This is a genomic window from Desulfatibacillum alkenivorans DSM 16219 (assembly GCF_900142135.1).
Taxonomy (GTDB): Bacteria; Desulfobacterota; Desulfobacteria; order Desulfobacterales; family Desulfatibacillaceae; genus Desulfatibacillum; species Desulfatibacillum alkenivorans.
This window is the reverse complement of record NZ_FQZU01000001.1, coordinates 76,825-95,820: the sequence shown is the minus strand read 5'-3', so window position 1 is coordinate 95,820 and position 18,996 is coordinate 76,825. Positions and strand designations below refer to the sequence as shown.

Genomic DNA, 18,996 nt, shown 5'->3' with positions numbered 1-18,996 from the left:
GATGTTTTATGGTCCCGGCCCTGATTGTTTTCCTGGCCATCGTGTGCGCCCCTGCTTTGGCCAACCAGACTCTTACCATCGACGCCGACAGCCAACTGGCCTTCGCCGAAAGCTATTTCAGCCAGGGCGAATATTACCGGGCCGTTTCGGAATATCGCCGTTTTCTGTACTTTTTCCCGAATGACGGCCGCGCTCCCCAAGCTGCCTTGCGGATAGGCCAGTCCTACTATTTGGGGCAGGATTACGAAGAAGCCCAAAAAGCCCTGGAATCCATGGCGGCCCAATATCCCCAAAGCCCCCTGGCCGCCCAGGCCTCGCTTTTAATCTGCCAGTGCAGCGTTAAAATCCAGGATTATGAGCAGGCCCGCTCCTGCCTAAGCGACGTGGTCCAAAACGCAGGACCTGGCGAACTGGCGCAAAAAGCCCGGTACGACGCCGGATGGGTGTATGTTCTGGAAGGGGATTTTAGTGCGGCCGCAGGCGTTTTTAAGAGCATGGACAGGTCTGTTTGGGACAAATACCGGATACCGGCCCTTGTCGCCGAAATCGACAAAGCCGGCGACTTGCAGTATAAGAGCCCTGGAACGGCCGGGGTGCTGGCCGTGGTCCCGGGCCTTGGGCATGTGTATACGAATCGCTATCAGGACGCAGCCATTGCATTTTTGCTGAATGCAGGCCTGATTATAGCGGCTTACGAAAGTTTCGACAATGACCAGGAAGCTCTGGGATCTGTCATAGGAGTGGTGGGTTTCGGCTTTTACGCCGGAAATATATACAGCGCCGCGTCCAGCGCGCACAAATATAACAGGAGACAAAAAGCCGCCTTTACCAAAAGCCTGGAACAGGTTAAGGTTCGGGTCTCGGCGGGCGCCTTGCCGGACGGAACGGGCCAAGGCGCGTCGCTGACCATTCCGTTTTAATACAGGGTGGAATTCCGCGCCGCCTGCTAACAGGCTTTTTGCAAGGCGTCTGCGCCTCAATATAAACGTATCCTCTCCACAAGTATTTTGATGGAAGAGGCAATGGAGAACTATATGCGTGTTGCAGTAATTGCCCCGCCTTATCCCTTGGAAGAGGCGCCCGCTCCCCCCTTGGGAGTGTGTTATGTGGCCGCCGCCTTTGAACAGGCGGGTGCGGAAGTCAGGATTTTCGACTTTGTAGTGTCCGGTTACAGCAAGGAAAAGCTCCAAAAAGCCATGGACGAGTTCAAGCCCCACGTGGTGGGCTCCACCTCGGTGACCATGAGCTTTCCCCAGGCCGCGCAAATCATCACGGACGTCAAGGAAATCGATCCTGCGGTGTACACCATCATGGGCGGCCCTCATGTGTCGTTCTGGGCGCCCGAGACCCTGGAAATATTTCCCGCCGTGGACTGCATTGTGGTTGGAGAGGGCGAGCAGACCATTGCGGAAATCACCCCGCTTCTGGCCAAAGGCGAAACCCTGGAAAACGTGACCGGCCTGATCCTCAGGCATAACGGCGACATTGTAAACACAGGCTGGCGGGATTTTATCCAGGATCTGGATTCCCTGCCCATGCCGGCCAGGCATTTGCTGCCTTTGTCCCGGTACAAAGCCTTGGGATTCCCCGTTTCCATCATCACCAGCCGGGGATGCCCCAACCAGTGCATCTTTTGCCTGGGCAGGCGCATGGTGGGGCATAAGGTGCGGTATCGCAGCGTCAAAAAGGTGGTGGACGAAATCGAAACCCTGCTGGAAATGGGGTTCAACCGCATCAACGTAGCTGATGATTTGTTCACCTCCAACAAAAAACGGGTGCGCGAGGTTTGTAACGAAATCAAAAATCGGGGCCTGAAATTCGGATGGAGCGCCTTCTCCCGGGTCAACACCGCGGATAAGGAAACCTTCGCCCTCATGCGGGAGACCGGCTGCGATTGCGTGAGCTTCGGCATTGAGTCCGGCAACCAGGAAATGCTGAAACGCGTGAAAAAAGGCATCACCCTGGCGCAGGCGGAAAAAGCCGTAAAGATATGCAAGGAAGTGGGCATCCTGCCCCATGCTTCGTTCATGGTCGGGCTTCCGGGCGAAACCCACGAAACCATGGCCGATTCGGCGCGCTTCGCCAAAAAGCTGGACGCCATTTACGGATACCATTTTCTGGCGCCCTTTCCCGGAACCACGGTCCTGGAAAACCTGGATGAATACGATCTGGAAATCCTCACCGACGACTGGAGCCTGTACGACGCCAACCGGCCGGTGGTGCGTACGTCCCAGGTGTCGCCCCAGGACGCCATCGAGTTTGTGGGCCGGTTTGAGAAGGAATGCGAGGAAGAATGGAAGCGCCTGGAGGAAGGTTACGGCAAAGGCGTGAATTCGCCTGAGGACGATCTGCGCGTGGAAGGCACCCGCAAGGTGGGCGGCACTTTCCAAATCCTGGAAGAGGATCTGGTGGAAAAATGCGGCGTCATCCCGGCGGATCTGGCCAAAATCCCGGAAAAGGCCCTCAACGCACTGGTGGACGCCATCGCCGGACGCACGGGACGGGATCATGATTTGGTGGAGTCCATTGTGGTTCCCTTTTACAAAAACGGGCATATTCGCATCGTAAACGGCGGCGCCGACGCCTGCTGGGCCTGGACGCCCAACCCCGGCCAGGCGGCCTAACAGATCCGATTGTTGGGTTTCGAGATATACTCTTGAATCCCGACTTTCGCTATCGACGCGAATTTTTTTTGCAATTAGATTCATCTACACGCTCTCTACCTAACCTACGGCTCTGCATGGAGCGATGTAGGTTGGGTTGAGCTTGGGAAACCCAAAAAAATCAGTCTGTTTCCAACAATCGGGAGCCGGAGTTCATGGATGACCAAAAAGCAGCGTCGCCCATATTTTACGCCCGATTCGCCGGATTTCTTTATCTTCTCATCATCATATTGGGGATTTCCGCTGAGTTCTTTATCCGGGCCAAGTTGATTGTCGCCGAAGATCCCGCCGCCACGGCAGAAAATATCCTGAACTTCTCAACCCTGTTTCGTATGGGCTTTTTGGCCGATGCTTTAATGGTCATGGCGGACGCCGCCCTGTCGCTTTTTTTATTCATCCTTTTTGAGCCAGTTCATAAAAAACTGTCCATGGCCGCCGCGGTCTTCCGGTTGATTCAGGCCGCAATCCTGGGCTTTAATCTGTTAAACTATCACGCGGCCATTCTGACGCTGACCAGTCCAGCCTTTACGTCGCCCCTGACGGCGGAGCAAGTCAACGCCCTCACCATGCTGTTTCTGGATTTGCACAGCCACGGCTACGACCTGGGCTTGATTTTCTTCGGCGTTTCCAATCTGATTTTAGGGTGCTTGATTTTAAAAGCCGACATCCCCAAACTGCTTGGATACGGCCTTGCCGCCGCCGGGCTGGTTTATCTGTTCGGAAGCAGCGTGCGATTTATGCATCCCAGCCTTTATCCCCAAATCGAGGCTATTTACATCATCCCCTTAATAGCGGAGCTATCATTCTGCCTGTGGCTGCTTTTGGGACGAAAGTCTTCATTCGAGAACATGTAGAACGGACTCTCGATTCCCCCTTGCGGGCGATCCTGAAAAGGAGGGCAAGGGGTTTCACTTAACGCAATCAGCGCCTGTTTGACGCGGCGCAGGTTGGGTTGAGCTTGTGAAAACCAACAAAATCAAACGTTTGAACGGCGGCAATTCAACATCAGGTAATCTCAAAAAATCCCCGGAAATAAAACATAGCAGAACAGCATGCCCAAAAGGCCCGTGCACAGGCCGTAAATCAGCAAGGGGACGGAGTTCCGTTTGATGATGGCGCCTTCCGCCCCGGTCAGGCCCACCACGGCGGAGGCCGCCACAATATTGTGAATGCAGACCATATTCCCCATGGACCCTCCCACTAACTGCAAGGCCACTATGATCTGCCGCGGCAGATGCATCTGCTCGGCCAAGCCGTATTGAAACTCGCTGAATAAAAGGTTGGAAACCGTGTTGCTGCCGGTGATGAACGCTCCCAGCGCTCCCACAAAGGATGCGAAAAGCGGCCATGCGCCGCCGGCCAGGGCGGCCGCCCCCTTTGCCATGGCCAGGGGCATGGACGGGTAGTCCAGGGCGTTGTGCGCGGACTGCTTGAAAATCTCCACCAAAGCCACGGCGAACATCAAGGCCAGGGCCGGGCCGGTGATTCTTTTTAAAGCGTTGGACCACGCGACGCCCGCCTTTTTCCAAGACATTCCGTGCATAGGAACGATGAGCAAGGCCGTCAGCATAAAAGGCATGATCCCCGGCAGGTATAAGGGCTTCATGCTGAACTGGACCGATTCGTACCCCAGGATGGCAGGTATACGAATTTCCAGGCCCATGACCCAGGCTTTGAACGGAAGGCTGGACAGCCTGGTCAGCATGAGCAGCGCTCCAATGAGGATATAGGGCGCCCAGGCCCGCATCTGGCTCATATTGGCGCCGCTTTGGCTGTCCCCGCTCATGTCAATGGAGCCGATCCAATCCGGCGCCCATTGCTCCTTCGGCCCAAAGGTCCAGGTTTGGGCGGGCAGGAACCATTTTTTCTTTACCGCGAACACGGTCATGGCCAATGCGATCAATCCGCCCATGAGGCTGGGAAACTCTATGCCCATGACATAGGCGAAAAACAGGTAGGCCGCCGCAAAGCAGGCCGAGGCGAACAAGGAAATTTTCCAGGCCCCCAGCCCCTCCCTCCAGGAGCGGTTCACGCCGAAATACCGGGTGACAAAGCAAATCACGAACAAGGGCAGGATGAAGATGGGAAGCGTATTAAGGACCGCACCCCATTTTCCCACAACCCCAAAAAAAGCCCAGGCGTCCGGGATGGAGGCGGGGGCGATTCCCTGGGCCGCGGCGCTGTTGACAAGGGGCGTCAGATTTTTCAGCCCGAACCAGACTACCGCGCCGATCACGCCGAAGGTTACGGGAAAGGAGTTCAAAATCAAACAGGCCATGACGGCCGCCAGGGCCGGAAAGCCCAGGCTGATCAAAAGGGGCGCGGCAATGGCCGCAGGCGTTCCGAATCCGGCCGCACCTTCCAAAAACGCGCTGAACAAAAAGGCGATGAGCAATATCTGCACCCGTTTGTCGTCGGACAGGCCTCCGATGCCCTGCTTGATGGTCTCCATGCCTCCGCTTTCCTGCAGCGAAAACAAAAGCACGATCGCGCCGAATATGATGATCAGGATGTTCAGGGTGTTGCCGAATCCCCCCAGCGTGGCAGCCAGGACGAATCCCACGGGCATTTTCCAAACCACCACGGCCAGGACGGCGCAGACGGCCCAGGCCATGGGCATGGCGCGGACCGCGGGCCAGTGCATCCAGACCATCAGAACAAGGGCGACGAGTATGGGAACGCAGGCGGCGATTGCAAGAAATCCGATGGACATGAGGCTTCACTCCCGGGCTTGATGAATGGCTTGGAAAAAAGGTAATGGAGAATCGGGCTTGCTTTGGATTTCTTAATATCCGGGCGGGCGCTTGGCAATCCCAAATGCCAAGATGGGAGGAAAAATGCCGCGGCGACTTTGGAAGGCGCCAAGCCCTGGAAGACTGACACCCTTGCAACTCGCGGAGCCGCGTCATCAAGTGTTTTGGTTTGCAGGCCGCACGAAGCATGGGAACGAGCGTTTTGGCGAGACGCCGGCTATGATCCAAACAATTTCGCCCACCACGAAGAAGTGGTTTGCTTAGTCTTTGGGTTCGTCCTTTGACGCTTCAACTCGTCATAGGAGACATCCGAAATGATTTGGCCGTCTTCGGGAACCAGATCATTATCAAAATCCTTAAAATCGAAAGGCGGCGCCACAAGCTCCGGTTCTAAAACATCGCCTCTGCAGACAATATCCACCACATATCCTTCCGCTTTATGCCTCAGCACCGAGAACTCCGTGCATGGAAAATATCTCGGTTGATTTATCTCGGAATCGTCAAACGTGGGTTCATAGTCATACAAATACTGTCCCGTTAAAAAAAGGACGCCGCCGTCCGCCAGCTCAAGATAATAATGCAGGCCTTCATCGTCATATTCTTCCACCCCGAAGGCCCTGGATGCCGTAAAATCCTCCGTTTCCAATAAACCCTGCTCCTCCAAATCACGAAAATATTTTGAGGGATATTTTCCAGAAGATTTTGCCCCGAACAAGTCTACCCCTTTGGGATTAAACAACTTTACGGCAACGCCAATTAACAAAGGCATTCCCGCGGCAATGCCCAATGGGGCGATCCAGACAGGGCCGGACTCAAACCAGCCCAGGCCCCCAATAAGCCCAACCAGGCCCATCATTCCAAACCATACGAACAATCCGGCGCCGAGTAAACGCATAGGCCTCCAATATTTTGCAATTAGACCTGAGTGAGGAAAAGGCAAGCAAACCAATAAAAACATCTCAATATTTTTGATATCAAATGGCTGTTTTATGTCAATATATTTTGAAAGGCCTTATGAGGATTCTGAGGAAACGCCCATGGAGATATTCTTGGATATCGGGCGGAGGACGTTGGATTCCCGACACGGACGTTCGGGAATGACGGCTTGGGGCAAGGCCTCGATTATAATATGTCGTCCGCCCGACTTTTAAGATTTCGAGACGCTTCTGAGGCCGCACCTTTTGGCCTCCGGCCCCAGGCATTTCATGCCTGGGCCACCCAAGAGCAGGCATTTGGGATTCCCGATGAGGTCATTCGGGAATGACGGATTATGCGCCGGGACGCACTTCCGCGCAAGGTATAAGAAAAGGCTATAACAAACTGATAATGTTGGGTTTCTCAAGCTCAACCCAACCTACATCTCCGCCAAGACACCGCCTTGCCGACGCAGATCAACAACAAGGATGATACTCCGGTTCATCCTCATCTGCTTTTGCGCGCAGCGCCATTTTAAAGTTTTGATCAAACTTTTTCAAAAGTTTGCCGCCGGAGGCATATTTTTTTAATCTGTGATCAGCAGTTTGTTTTTTCTTGCCTTTTTTGTTTCTTTTCCGCCTCTCCGTCTTCTTGCTCAGGCGGCAGGACGGGCGGGGAGACCAGACCAAGGGAGTCTCCCAGGATTTTGACCGAATCGATAAAATGCCTGGGCAGGGGTATGGTGCGCTCTTCCATGAGGATTCCCATTTGCAAGGCTCGGGTGAGGATAAAGGACGTATCCGTCCCCTGGTTGTGATCGCACATGAAGGAGACGCGCAGGGCGTCCGTGATATGGGGCAGCAAGGGGGTGAAATCCTCATGCGTCGCCAGGGATCGCACGTACTGGGCGATCACCGGGCGATTTGTGCGCACGAAATCCACGAAATGGGGGTCCAGATTGGGGGTGCAGAACAGGTCGTTGATGATGGCGCCGGCCATCATATTGGCGAAGGCGTCCTCCCAATCCGGGTAGTTTTTTGAAAAATGCTCTTTGAGCTTTTTGAATACGGCCATTTTCACCACGCCCACCGCTTCGGTGAGCACGGGAACCAGCTTGTTGTCCACTTCTTGGGTCATGGGTTCAGCATCTCGTACAAAGCCAGGTATTCCTGGGACAGTTTATGTTTGGGCGCCAGGTGCACAAGGGGCGTTGCTTTGTCGTGAGACTCCCGCACCTTGATGGACTGGGACAAAAAGGCGTCCAGCACCGGCAGATTTTCGCTTTTCAGCTCGTTGACTATTTTGTTGGGCAGCTTGGCCCTGGCCTGAAACTGGTTGACGATAATGCCTTCCACCCGCAGCTTGGGATTGTGATCCTCCCTGATTTCCTGCACGCTTCCCATGAGGGTGTACAGGGCGCGGCGGGAAAAATCGTCGCAGTCAAAGGGAATCAGGCATGAGTCCGCGGCTATCAGGGCCGACAGGGTGAAAAAGTTCAGGGCCGGAGGCGTGTCCATGAATACCGCGTCGTAATAAGGTATCTGGTCCAGGGCCTCCTTGAGCTTGTAAATTTTGTACCGGGCCTCCAGCTTGGAGCTCAGGTCCGCCATTTCCCCATGGGCGGGCAGAACGTCCAGGTTGTCAAAAGGCGTATGGTGGATGTATGCTTCCACGCCTTTTCGCCTGAGGCTGATCCTAAGCATGTCCTGGAAGAACTCGGCCAGAGTCTCCCGGGAGTCCAGGTCTCCGTTTCCCAGCAGATACTGGGTGGCGTTGCCTTGAGGATCCAGGTCCACCAGCAGGGTGCGCTTTCCCTTGCTGGCGCCCATGGCGGCCAGATTGCTTGCTATGGTGGATTTTCCCACCCCCCCTTTTTGATTAAAAACCACTCTGCGCATGTCCCCTCCTTTTGGGCGGCAATTACGTCCCGGGCCAAGGCTCCGGCCCGATCCGGCGTCCTGAAAGCCGCAATGCGGCAATCTGCGAGCAATTCAATATCAGGTCGTTTATCAGATTTACCAGTTTTGTCAAACCCATGGATCATCGTTTGCGTCTGGCTTTTCTTAACAGCTTGCGCTTATGAGCTGCAATCTTTTCCTTGATGTCCTCCCGGTATTTGGTCACGGCTTTAAACGCGATCCAGTACGTAATGAAGGCCAGGGGGATTCCCGCAACCACCCCTCCGATGGTGAGAATCCATAGCATTTCCGGAGTTTGTTTCAGCATTTCCATGAAGCCGTGGAAGCTGAATTCCGAGGGAAGCTGGAAGGGCACCCGGGCCGTATAAAAAAACTTGCCCACGTGATAGGTGAACCAATAGACGAAGGGCGCGGTTCCGAAGTTGGAAATCTGCACGCCCACGGCGGCGGAAATCTTGCTCCACTTAAAGATGGCCGCAAACAATACGGCCACGGCCGTATGCACCCCCATATAAGGGCTCATCCCCACAAAAACGCCCAAAGCCAGGCCAAGGGCCAACTCCCGGGGGGTTCCCCGAATGGCGAGAAAACGATGGAAAGCCCGCTTGAGAAAGCCTTTCAGGCCTGCGGACTTCGGCAGATAATGCTTGTAAAAATCCTGTTCAATATCGTGGTCGCTAAGACCGCAGTCGTCTTCCCCGGAGGAAAAGTCTTCCGGAGAGGACGGATCGCGCCCCGCCGGGGCGGAGCATTTTTTTTCAGGGTTTTGCGTGGTGGATTCAGTCATGTCGAAATTGGTCCCGACCATGGACAAAACATAAACTGCAATATGATTTAATCGGCTGCGCCGACCCGCGTGACGCTTTCAATGATTACGGGAGTCTGGGGCACGTCTCTATAATATCCTTTGACCCCGGTCTCCACCTTGGCTATTCGGTAGACTACATCCATTCCTTGAACCACCCTGCCAAACGCGACATAGCCGAACTTCTTCTGATTGCCGGGCACATGATTCAAGAAATAATTGTCCTTCACGTTGATGAAAAACTGGGCCGTGGCGCTGTCGATCTCGCCGGTCCGGGCCATGGCGATGGTTCCGGCCAGGTTTTCCAGCCCCTTGGGCGCCTCATTGACTATGGGTGCGCGGGTCGCATCCTGTTTCATGTCCGCATCAAAGCCGCCGCCCTGGATCATAAACCCGTCAATCACCCGATGAAAAATCTTACCATCGTAAAAGCCTTCGTCCACGTAGCTGAGAAAGTTCTCCACGGTGACGGGGGTCAGGTCGGGCCTCAACTCCACGACGAATTCGCCCATGGAGGTTTTTACCAGGACTTCGGGCGAAGGCCCCGCTGGCGCCGCTTGGGCGGGGGCTGCCTCCTCTGACTTGACCGCCGCATCCGCTTTCGCCGCTTCTCCGGCTTTTTCATCTTTGGGGGTGCACGCCCCCAGGCTCAATAAAACAGCCAACACCACGCAAAGAACCCTGATTGCCTTCATAGCGCCTCCGCAAAAAGTATCTTGAATCATCCGGCGTTATTCCTCTCCGGTTGAGGGCCTGACTTTATAAACCACTTCTTTTTTTATATGCACGGTCCCGGGCTTGGCGCCCCGGGGTTTGGTCACATTACACGCCTGAGTGCACGACACAGGCACAATCCCGCCGTTCCGGGCCTTGCTGTGATAGGCGGCAATGGCCGCAGCCTGCTTTTTAACCTGGGAGTCCGGCTTCTCCCCTTCCCTGCCCCGTAAAACCACATGGCTGCCCGGCATGCCGCGCACGTGAAACCACCAGTCGTTGGGCCTGGCCGTCTTGAGGCTCAAAAGGTCGTTGTCCTCATCGGTTTTGCCGGCAAGCACCTCCCAGCCCCCGGGGAGTTCGTACCTGAAAACCCGAGGCTCAGGAGGAGTAAAACTGTCTTTATCACGCTTTTTGCCGGTTCGGGAGACCATTTTGACCCTGCTTTGTAAAAAATAAATTAACCCCGCCCTGCCCCTCTATTTTTCTCCGTCAAGATTATCATTCTTTTCCGTCAAGATAAAGCCCTATCGAGCAAAGTAAAAAAGACTCCAGCCCTTTAGGACGGTGTTTGAATCGTGTTTGAACAGCATGAATTTTTTGTTGTGAAAAAAAAGCCTTGACAAATTGACGCGCTGCGTCATATTGTGGTTGACATACTGAGCATGCATGGCCCTGGGAATTATCTCCGGGATTTATTTTTTAGGGTTTCAACTTTTTTTACATCTTTTAACATCGCCATATGAAGAGGAGAAGAACAATGAGTGAAGTAGACGGCAAAACGCCTGAAGCGGCAGTGGAGGAAAAACCCGAAACCGCCAAAGAAGCGCCCGCAGCGGCGGCTGAAAAAGTGGAAGCAAAAGCTGAGGAGGCCAAGGAAGTAAAAGCCAAGGCCGCCCCCAAAAAGGCTGCGGCGAAAAAAGCGCCCGCCAAGAAAACCGCTGCTAAAAAGACCGCCGCCAAGAAGGCTCCGGCCAAAAAAGCGGCGCCCAAAGCGGCCGCCAAGAAGACTGAAGCGAAAGCCGCGGCGAAGAAAGCTCCGGCCAAGAAAGCCGCCGCAGCCAAAACGACTGCTGCAAAGAAAGCGGCTCCCAAGAAAGCGGCTCCCAAGGCTGCAGCTCCCAAGGCGCCGGAAAAGAACCCCAAGGCGATTTATGTCATCAACACCGCCAAAAAGGTTGCGGACAGCCTGCCTGCTCCGGTTTCCGGATACAATGACAAGATCCTGGCCGCTGTGACCACGGGCGTGGATTTTGTTGAGGAAATGTCCAAGAACGCCGCAACGACCGCCTCCGCTTACGTGGACCTCGGCAAGGCTTTGGTCAACGAACGCAAGGCTAAAATTCAGGGCAAAGTGAAGACCGCGGCGGACACGGCGACCCTTACCGCGCTTGAGTACAACGAGAAATACGTCAAGAAAGCTCTGGAGTCGGGCAAAAAAACCCTTGAAACCGGAACCGATCTAGTTGAAGATATGGGGATGGTCGCTTTGGAGACCTTTGGCGTTATGGCTGAAAACGGCAAGAAAATCGCCGCACGGCTTCCTATACCCGGCAAAGTGAAATCTCTGACTTCCAAAGTGACGGCCCTGGCCTCCAAATAGTGCGCAGACAACCGCCGCCCGGAGCAGGGAAAGGCACAGGCCGCAGCCCAGTCCCCTTGAAAGGGGGCTGGGCCGCCTTTGACAACCACTCCGAGCATAAAAGGCACTCCATGCGCAGGATAAAAAAATACTCTAACCGCAAACTCTATGACACCGAAGACAAGCAATATATATCTCTGGCCCGGGTCTCCGAATTGGTCCGCGCCGGCGAGGAGGTGTTCATTCAGGACTCCAAGACAGGCGAAGACCTGACCGCCGCAACCATGTCTCAGCTTTTAGCCAGGGACAAGGGCGTGCCCTCGGGGGTGCTTATGCAGCTTTTGCAAAAAGGACAGGGAACCCTGTTGTCGGCTCGCAAGTTCGTTTCTTTGTGGCAGGGCGCCATGAGCATGGCGGAGGGAGAGTTGGACAAAGTCGTCTCCCGCATGGTGAAAAACAACGAATTATCCGAGTCCGAAGGCAGCCGGTTTAAAAGCGAAGTCATGGGTTACGCTTCCAATCTCAAGGGTTGGATATCCGAAAAAATCGACCAGCGGGTGAACGAAGTTTTAGGCATGATGAACCTGGTTTCCGCCGAGCAAGTGGAGGAGTTGGAAAAACAGGTGACCGCGCTTACCAAACAGGTGGAGGAGTTGCAGAAGGAAGGCGCTCCGGGGGAAAAGGAAAAAGCTCCGGCCAAGAAAAAAGCCCGCGCGTAAAATATACCGCGTCCCATCTACACACAACGGCGCCCGGCGGTTCACCTCCGGCGCCTGAGAATATACGCCCCAAGGCTTTAAGCCTTGGGGCTTTTTGTCGGCAAATAACCCGGCCAGCTAACAACGCCCGCAAGAAATTATTCTTGCGGGCGTTGTTATTTGCCGGACTCAAGTCCGTAAAATCAGCTTAGCGCTTTCACGACATTATCCCGGAACTGCTCCATGGATTTTTCAAATTCCCGGTTGACGAAAGGCTTGATGATGGGCTTGGCCAGGCCCGGCAGGGGAAGCTCCAGATTCATGGTGGTGGAAAAATCCACCTTCACTTTGCCGCCGCTTTCCGTTACCACGGACTTGCCGCTGCACACGCCGTTTCCTATGCCTTTGACGGGCGTCCATTCCACAATGCCTTTATCCCGGTCAAAGGAATATTTGGCGGCGTATTCCACCTGGACGGAATACTTGCCCACGCCTTCCTTCGCCATGATGTAATGGTATTTGTCGTCCCCCAGGTCTTTGATTTCCTCCACCTTGGTGAAGCATTTTCCGGTTGCATTCACGTCCATGAAAAAATCGAAAGCCTTATCAAAGCTGCAAGGCAGGTCGATTGTTTCGTTCAGTTCCAGACTCAGTTTCAAGGCCATGCAGTATCCTCCTCCAGGGCGTTTTCAGCCCATCCTCGGGTTATGATTTACTATGGCCCAACCTTACATTCATTAAGGCTAAGTCTCAAGTTATTTCGGATAATTCAACACCTGACGCAGCGTTTCGACCATTTGCTTGTGATAGATGGGTTTTTGCAGATAACCGGCTAAACCGGCTTCCCGGGCTTTATCCTCGGAAAACAGCTCGGAATACCCCGTACACATAATGATGGGGATGTCCGGGCGGATTTCCTTCATGCGCGAAGACAGCACATCCCCGTTCATCTGGGGCATGCACATATCCGTAAACACCGCGTTGAAAGAGTCCGGGGCTTCGCCAAAGGTTTGGAGGGCCTCCACGCTGTCGTCCATGGCCGTCACCGTATAGCCGGAAAACTCCAGCATGCGCTTCATGACCTTCAAGACCTGGGGTTCATCGTCGACTATGAGGATGCGTTGCTTATCTGCAATGTCGTGTGACTGGACATTCATTATTCCTTCTCCGCTTTTTTGCTTTCCATGCTTCCAAACCGGATCTCCGGTGGAATTGCAGCGCCGGCTTCTTCAGGTTCAAATAAGGCCTTCGAGCAAGCCCTTTTGAATTAAGTCGGCGCGTAACCGAAAAAGGTGACGGCGAAATACTCCCATCCCTTCAAATAAACTACTTGGGGAGGAGATTCAACCAGAGTTCGGGCATCATATTTTGGATTTTTGAATGGAGTCAAGCGACAAAATCGCAGATTTTTGAGGAAGTGCTCCATCCTATTTGAAATAATGAAGAAAATTTTTCGAGCGCTCGCTTTGAATTTCAAGACGCAAAGCCTGCGTTTGTTTACTTCAGCGGCGGGCACCGGCATGAGGGGCAAAAAGGGCGCCCTGCTTTGGCGGGGCACCCTTTTGTAAGCGATTGGTTTTACGTTAACATCAGGAAGTATACATGTCCTTGTGCTCGGCGCGGATGACCTTTTTGTCGGTTTTGCCCACGCTGGTCTTGGGGATTTCATCCACAAACAAAACGTCGTCGGGCAACTGCCATTTGGCGAACACATTGCTTAAATGCGCCCGGATGTCGTCCGCGTTGACCTTGCCTTTGGCGTCATCCCGGAGGACCACCAGGGCCAGGGGCCTTTCCTGCCATTTGGGATGCTCCACGCCAACGACGGCGGCGTCCAGTACGTCGTTGTGGGAGATGATTTCGTTTTCCATATCCACGGAGCTGATCCATTCGCCGCCGGACTTGATCACGTCCTTGACCCGGTCCGTAATCTTCAGGTAGCCGTTTTCGTCCATGGTTCCCACGTCGCCGGAGCGCCAGAAGCCGTCTTCAGTAAACGAGGTTTCGGAGCCTGGAGCGTTGTGATAGGCGCCCGTGATCCAGGGGCCGCGAATGAGGATTTCGCCGGGCGTCTTGCCGTCGTGGGCCACTTCCTTGAGAGTGGCGTCCACCACTTTGACGTCCAGGCCTCCCACTGCGTAGCCCTGCTTCTTTTTCAGGCTCCATCTTTCGTCTTCGGAAAGGGATTCCTCCAGCCAGGGCATGAGGCGGTTGATGGTCACCAGCGGGGTGGTTTCCGTGGCGCCGTAGGCATGGATGATTTCCGCGCCGGTCATGTCCCAGAATCCCTTCATCATGGAGACCGGGGGTTCGGTGGCGCCGGAAAGCAGACGCACGCCGGTGAGGTCGGGTTTTTTCTCCAGGTTTCTGATGTACTCAAGCAAGGGCATGAAAATGGCCGGGGCCCCGGCGCTCATGGTCACGCCTTCATCCACGATGAGCTTGCTCAGGGAGTCCAGGGTTTCCAGGGTGTACATGCCGGGCAGGATGATGCGCGATCCCACCAGGGTGGCCGCCTGGGGAAGGCCCCAGCCCAGAGCGTGGAACATGGGGACGATCTGGCAGCAGGTGTCCTTAACGTTCATGCCCGTGTTCATGCCGATGCACATGGAATGCAGGTAGACGTCGCGGTGGGAGTAATACACGCCCTTGGGCTTGCCCGTGGTGCCCGTGGTGTAGCATGCGGCGTAGGCCGAGGTTTCCTCCATCATGGGCCAGTCGAAAACCGGGTCGGATTCGGCCAGCAGTTCTTCATAGGAGTGGGTGTTTTCCAGGGGCGTTTCCACGTCGGACATTTTTTTGCCCGGCATGGTAATCACCACGTAGCCTTTGATCTGCGGGCAGAGCGGGGCCAGGGCGTGGGCGATGGGCAGCAGGGTTTCGTCCACAATGATGTATTCGCAGCCGCTGTGCTCCACCACATAGGCCAGATCCTGGGGAGTCAACCGCAGATTCAAAAGCAGCATGACGGCGCCCATTCCGGGCACGCCGAAATACACTTCATAATTTTCGTTGGAGTTCCAGGCCAGCACGCCCACCCGGTCGCCCACCTTGACGCCCAGCTTGGTCAGGCCGTTGGCCAAGCGCTGCATGCGTTCGTAAGCGTCGTTATAGGTGTAGCGGAACATGCTGCCGTCCAGCCTTCTGCTGGCGATTTCCTGGGGACCGTAATTTCTAACGGAATGTTTAATAATGTTGGTTACATTTAAGGGATACCTGTCCTGACTAGTGGCGGGAAAGCCTTTGATAAGTTCCATTACCATTGCTCCTTATTGTAAGAAATTTTTGGGGAATAGGTCTTGTGTTGGGAAAAAATGGGCCTAAAAATTTGCCTTGTGAAAAGTAACGGAATTATACGCCCCTTTGGTTCTAAAAGTCCATAAAATAATTCCGGCCGATGAAGTTTTACGATTGTATAATCTTAGAATGCACAGGCAAAAGCAGTGTTTTGCCGCCCCCGCCTGCGAGCATGCCGATCCATGCGTCCATGAGATCCATTGACTTGCATTCATGCCGCTGTTATATCTTTTTCAAGCGAAGTTAAAGCGTCTTGGAGGGGGAAACATGCCAGCACACGCCGCGCCCGCCCAAAGCCCTGCTTTGGGCTCCCGCCTGGGGAATGCCATGCAAGCGCTCTTCAGTGTATTGAACCTTTTTAGAGTGGGAGGTTGGGTCCATTTTCTGGGGCTTTACCTGCTGGGAGCGGTGTACGCCGCCGGAAAAATTCCCATGACCGCTGCCTTTTACGCAGGGTTCGGCTGTTGCTGCGCCTACCTTTCTTTCACATACGGCTACAACAATTTATTTGACAGAGAACTGGACGCTCCGGCGAAAAACCCGATTACGGCAGGCCGCATTCCCTTAAACCAAGCCCGTTGTTTGGCGCTGTCGGCGGGCCTTGCAGGCTGGGTCCTTTCCTGGCTGGTATCCGTTCCCGCGGGCCTGCTTGCAACGGGCATGTACCTGGCTTCCTGGCTATATTCCGGCCCGGTTCAGGTTAAACGGATTTTCATCGCCGGAAGTCTGACGAACTGTCTGATCTTCATACCCATTTTTACGCTGGGCATGGTGGCTTCAGGGGGGACGGCTAATGGCGGCCTTTTTATGGCTCTTGTTTTTTGCCCCAGCATATTGATACCCCAATTGGCCCACGAAATTCAGGACAGGGATAGCGACCTAAAGGCTGGCGTTAAAACAGTGGCCGTGAAAGCGGGAAAGAATAAAACCATCGGGTGCATGAGGCTTTTGGCCCTGTTTCGCGCTTTGCTTGGATGGATTGGTTTTTGGCCCGGATATCTCATGGCGGGGGATGCGCTTTTAATCTCGGCGATTTCAGTTTTTGAAATAGGGTTGATGAGCTTGTACTCCCGAGAGAGGGACCTTGCACAAATGCGCCTTTTCTTCCGGTTTTCGAACATTATTCTGGGCCTTGGGCTCCTGGTGTTGTGGGTGCTTCGAGGCGGGCTTGAGGGGGTGATGTGAAAAGGCGGACGCCCATTTCGCTTGCCAGGCTGATGACAGCCAGAGTTCTTGGAAGGCGCTTCCCCGCCTCCATTGGCATGATCGTCACCCATCGATGCAACCTGCGTTGCGCCTATTGCGGCTTTCCGGATCTGCCCTCCGACGAAATGGACGCAGACCAATGGCTGGAAGCCATCCATGCTTTTTTACAGGCGGGAACTCTGCGCATGGGGTTCAGCGGAGGCGAGCCTCTTTTGCGGCAGGACCTTGACCGGCTGCTTAAGGCGGCCCATGGCAACGCCCTGGTCACTTTGAACACCAACGGCCTGCTTCTTCCGGAAAGGAAGGATCTTTTAAAATGGGTGGACGCGGCGGTGATCAGCCTGGATGGAAACCAAGAGGTTCATGACGGTCTCAGGGGGCAAGGAGCCTATGCCGGGGCCGTCCAGGGGGGAGAGGCCGTGCTCAAGGCTGGGAAGAAGCTGATCTTCGCCATGGTCGTGACCAAAGACAATACAAATCAAATCCCGCATGTACTTCGCCTGTCGGAAGACATGGGCGCCCAATGCTTTTTTCAGCCCGTTACTCCCTGCGCTGTCAGTTCCGGAAAGGCGGCAAGCATGCTTCCTGATTTGGACGAGTTCAAAAGGGGCGTGCGTTTTTTACAGGCGGCCAAAAGGCGGGGCAAGCCCGTTTGCTGCTCAAGATCTTACCTGGAATCCTTAATGCGATACCCCAACGCAACCATTGAAAAGGCCCAATGCAAATTAGGCTTGTACGGAGGATTCGTCACTCCTTCGGGCCAGGTCTGCCGGTGTCATGTCAACCTGGGCGTGGACGCCGCGCCCTCGGGGAGAGATTTGGGATTTGTTGAAGCGTTCCGGCGAATGCCCATGACGGATTGCCAAGGGTGCTTTATCTATCCCTATGTGGAGCTCAGCAACCTTCTTTCGGGAAAACTGCTCCCCATTTATGACGCCTTGAGACAAGCAACTATAGGTTGGAGGAGCGCAGGGGAATGAGGATAGTTAAATCCATCATCAGATATCTTTTCATCCTTACCGCTTCTACAGCAGTTTTTCTATTCGTCTTAAAGGAGATGGCTGCTGCCGGTTGGGAGGAAACAGTTTTAGATCTGATTTTTTTGTTAGTGTTAGCGTTTGTCGTGCATCAATCCAAACTCAGCAAAATACTCATTATTAAAGAAATTCCAGCAATAGCATATTTTTCATGTGCGTTTTTCTCCTACTCGATAATGGCCTTTCTGTTCATAGGCTCCCCGCTTTGGGGAGCCGTATTCCTGGCGGCTTCCATCAGCGTTTTTATCTTCTTGAAAGCGGTCATGAGACGAAAAGGGAAACGCATCGGCTTCAATGTTTTTTCCTTAATAAATTTTGCTGTTTTCCTGATTGCTTTGTTTTCTTTCCCTAACCTGGGGCATTTGTCCTACGACGATATGGACCGGGAAAAATGGGACAGAGCGGGCCTGGAACGTCCTGGAGTAAATTGGTTGGCAAAGAGCCTTCCAATGGAAGATGGTTTTCAGGCCATCTACCCAATGGGTGAAACGGAACTTGTTAAACGATTTGATCCCTATATGATTCACGTTATAGAAAACGATGCCGTTCTCATCTCGTACGAACGCCGTAAGCGAATTGATAAGATTAATTTGAAAACGCACTCGCTTCAATATTTCTTTCGAGAAGGAGGGCGCCGCCCTTTCTTTTTTCTCTCGCCGGACAATAAAAAACTCTATACCGGCAGTTTTTACGATAGCCCTCCAAACAGAAAAATGTTTGAAGTACGCGTTGAAGATATGAGCATGCAAAGAGAGATTCCTTTCGGCAATGCTCTGAATGGGGAAAAGAGTCCGGTTTTTAATGGATTCAGGATAGGAAGCGCCATAGGGGAGCAAAAATATGTTTGCACCTTTCAAGGCGACATATTCACACTTGGGGAGGGCAATAAGGTTGAGAATAGTTTCACCTCAGCTTCATGGGGAATTTATAACCACTTTTCCTTTAGCCAGGAGCTAAACAGAATTTACGCGCCTTCCTTTCCATGGCGCCTATACTCCATAAGCATGAGGCCGTTGGAATTGAAGGCTGAAAGGTTCCTGTTGTTGGGAATGTGGACGGTTCCCATTGTCAAGCAAAACGAGGTTGCGACTAACGGCGCGTTCAGCGTATTGATCCTGGATTCTGAAACCCTGGAGACAAAAAGAAAAATATACACCGGGTTTGGGATTCGGTGCCTGGACTATGACCCCATGCGAAACTGGATATACGTAGCCAAATATTTTTCAGGGGAGTTGGAAGTCTACGATTTAGGCAGCGGGGAAAAAATTGGGGAGTTGGAGGTAGGCCCTTTGCTGCGCTGTGTGTGCTACTCCCCTGCAACAGATCGTATTTACACAGGAAGCTCGACCGGCGTTCTGGAAATCTCGCCGGAAATTTTTTCAAAATAAATTCGCTGAAACTATTATT

18 protein-coding genes are annotated in these 18,996 nt (G+C 53.7%); 8 read left to right on the top strand and 10 right to left on the bottom strand.

The annotated features are described in order from the left end of the window. Positions 1 to 8: 8 nt before the first annotated feature. The 3 genes from BUE18_RS00400 (at position 9) to BUE18_RS00390 (ending at position 3,517) form a co-directional block, all read left to right on the top strand. Positions 9 to 920, top strand: a complete 912-nt coding sequence (locus tag BUE18_RS00400; RefSeq protein WP_073471804.1) for a tetratricopeptide repeat protein — start codon at positions 9 to 11, stop codon at positions 918 to 920. A 114-nt stretch (positions 921 to 1,034) separates the two neighbouring features. Then, positions 1,035 to 2,624, top strand: coding sequence for a B12-binding domain-containing radical SAM protein (locus BUE18_RS00395; RefSeq protein ID WP_073471802.1), 1,590 nt, complete (start codon positions 1,035 to 1,037; stop codon positions 2,622 to 2,624). Positions 2,625 to 2,818: 194 nt separating this feature from the next. After that, positions 2,819 to 3,517, top strand: coding sequence for a DUF4386 domain-containing protein (locus BUE18_RS00390; protein WP_073471801.1), 699 nt, complete (start codon positions 2,819 to 2,821; stop codon positions 3,515 to 3,517). 161 nt (positions 3,518 to 3,678) lie between these two features. On the opposite strand, the gene BUE18_RS00385 is transcribed toward BUE18_RS00390, so the two are convergent. From BUE18_RS00385 to BUE18_RS00355, 7 genes are all read right to left on the bottom strand, one after another. Then, the gene (locus BUE18_RS00385) at positions 3,679 to 5,376 is read right to left on the bottom strand and encodes an L-lactate permease (RefSeq protein WP_073471799.1); all 1,698 of its coding nucleotides are present in this window, start codon (positions 5,374 to 5,376) and stop codon (positions 3,679 to 3,681) included. Between the two features lie 257 nt (positions 5,377 to 5,633). Next, positions 5,634 to 6,374, bottom strand: a complete 741-nt coding sequence (locus BUE18_RS00380; protein ID WP_211482768.1) for a hypothetical protein — start codon at positions 6,372 to 6,374, stop codon at positions 5,634 to 5,636. A 554-nt stretch (positions 6,375 to 6,928) separates the two neighbouring features. After that, complete coding sequence (locus tag BUE18_RS00375; protein WP_073471795.1) at positions 6,929 to 7,468, bottom strand: hypothetical protein; 540 nt, start codon at positions 7,466 to 7,468, stop codon at positions 6,929 to 6,931. Further along, positions 7,465 to 8,229, bottom strand: a complete 765-nt coding sequence (locus BUE18_RS00370; protein ID WP_073471793.1) for a ParA family protein — start codon at positions 8,227 to 8,229, stop codon at positions 7,465 to 7,467. Before BUE18_RS00370 ends, BUE18_RS00375 begins: the two co-directional genes overlap by 4 nt. A 142-nt stretch (positions 8,230 to 8,371) precedes the next feature. Then, positions 8,372 to 9,037 carry a DUF2062 domain-containing protein gene (locus BUE18_RS00365; RefSeq protein ID WP_170868222.1) on the bottom strand — a complete coding sequence of 222 codons (666 nt, stop codon included), beginning with the start codon at positions 9,035 to 9,037 and terminating at the stop codon, positions 8,372 to 8,374. Positions 9,038 to 9,084: 47 nt separating this feature from the next. After that, a complete protein-coding gene (locus BUE18_RS00360) occupies positions 9,085 to 9,750 on the bottom strand; it encodes a peptidylprolyl isomerase (RefSeq protein WP_280173688.1) in 666 nt (221 codons plus the stop codon). A 36-nt stretch (positions 9,751 to 9,786) separates the two neighbouring features. Beyond that, the gene (locus tag BUE18_RS00355) at positions 9,787 to 10,203 is read right to left on the bottom strand and encodes an NFACT RNA binding domain-containing protein (protein ID WP_083610670.1); all 417 of its coding nucleotides are present in this window, start codon (positions 10,201 to 10,203) and stop codon (positions 9,787 to 9,789) included. A 326-nt stretch (positions 10,204 to 10,529) separates the two neighbouring features. Here BUE18_RS00355 and BUE18_RS28230 point away from each other — a divergent pair, with 326 nt between their 5' ends. Continuing rightward, a complete protein-coding gene (locus BUE18_RS28230) occupies positions 10,530 to 11,372 on the top strand; it encodes a hypothetical protein (RefSeq protein ID WP_211482766.1) in 843 nt (280 codons plus the stop codon). A 110-nt stretch (positions 11,373 to 11,482) separates the two neighbouring features. Beyond that, positions 11,483 to 12,070 (top strand): polyhydroxyalkanoate synthesis regulator DNA-binding domain-containing protein, encoded by a 588-nt coding sequence (locus BUE18_RS00340; RefSeq protein WP_170868221.1) that lies wholly within the window; start codon positions 11,483 to 11,485, stop codon positions 12,068 to 12,070. Between the two features lie 182 nt (positions 12,071 to 12,252). Here BUE18_RS00340 and BUE18_RS00335 read toward each other — a convergent pair whose 3' ends face one another. The 3 genes from BUE18_RS00335 to BUE18_RS00325 form a co-directional block, all read right to left on the bottom strand. After that, positions 12,253 to 12,714 (bottom strand): SRPBCC family protein, encoded by a 462-nt coding sequence (locus tag BUE18_RS00335; protein ID WP_073471784.1) that lies wholly within the window; start codon positions 12,712 to 12,714, stop codon positions 12,253 to 12,255. Positions 12,715 to 12,804: 90 nt separating this feature from the next. Beyond that, a complete protein-coding gene (locus BUE18_RS00330; protein WP_073471782.1) occupies positions 12,805 to 13,206 on the bottom strand; it encodes a response regulator in 402 nt (133 codons plus the stop codon). 432 nt (positions 13,207 to 13,638) lie between these two features. Next, a complete protein-coding gene (locus tag BUE18_RS00325) occupies positions 13,639 to 15,306 on the bottom strand; it encodes a long-chain-fatty-acid--CoA ligase (RefSeq protein ID WP_073471780.1) in 1,668 nt (555 codons plus the stop codon). A gap of 307 nt (positions 15,307 to 15,613) precedes the next feature. Here BUE18_RS00325 and BUE18_RS00320 point away from each other — a divergent pair, with 307 nt between their 5' ends. From BUE18_RS00320 to BUE18_RS00310, 3 genes are read left to right on the top strand one after another with little or no spacing between them, the layout of a single operon-like run. Further along, positions 15,614 to 16,531, top strand: coding sequence for a UbiA family prenyltransferase (locus BUE18_RS00320; RefSeq protein WP_073471779.1), 918 nt, complete (start codon positions 15,614 to 15,616; stop codon positions 16,529 to 16,531). Then, positions 16,528 to 17,532 carry a radical SAM protein gene (locus BUE18_RS00315; RefSeq protein WP_073471777.1) on the top strand — a complete coding sequence of 335 codons (1,005 nt, stop codon included), beginning with the start codon at positions 16,528 to 16,530 and terminating at the stop codon, positions 17,530 to 17,532. Before BUE18_RS00320 ends, BUE18_RS00315 begins: the two co-directional genes overlap by 4 nt. Then, positions 17,529 to 18,977, top strand: coding sequence for a YncE family protein (locus tag BUE18_RS00310; protein WP_073471776.1), 1,449 nt, complete (start codon positions 17,529 to 17,531; stop codon positions 18,975 to 18,977). Before BUE18_RS00315 ends, BUE18_RS00310 begins: the two co-directional genes overlap by 4 nt. Positions 18,978 to 18,996 lie beyond the last annotated feature (19 nt).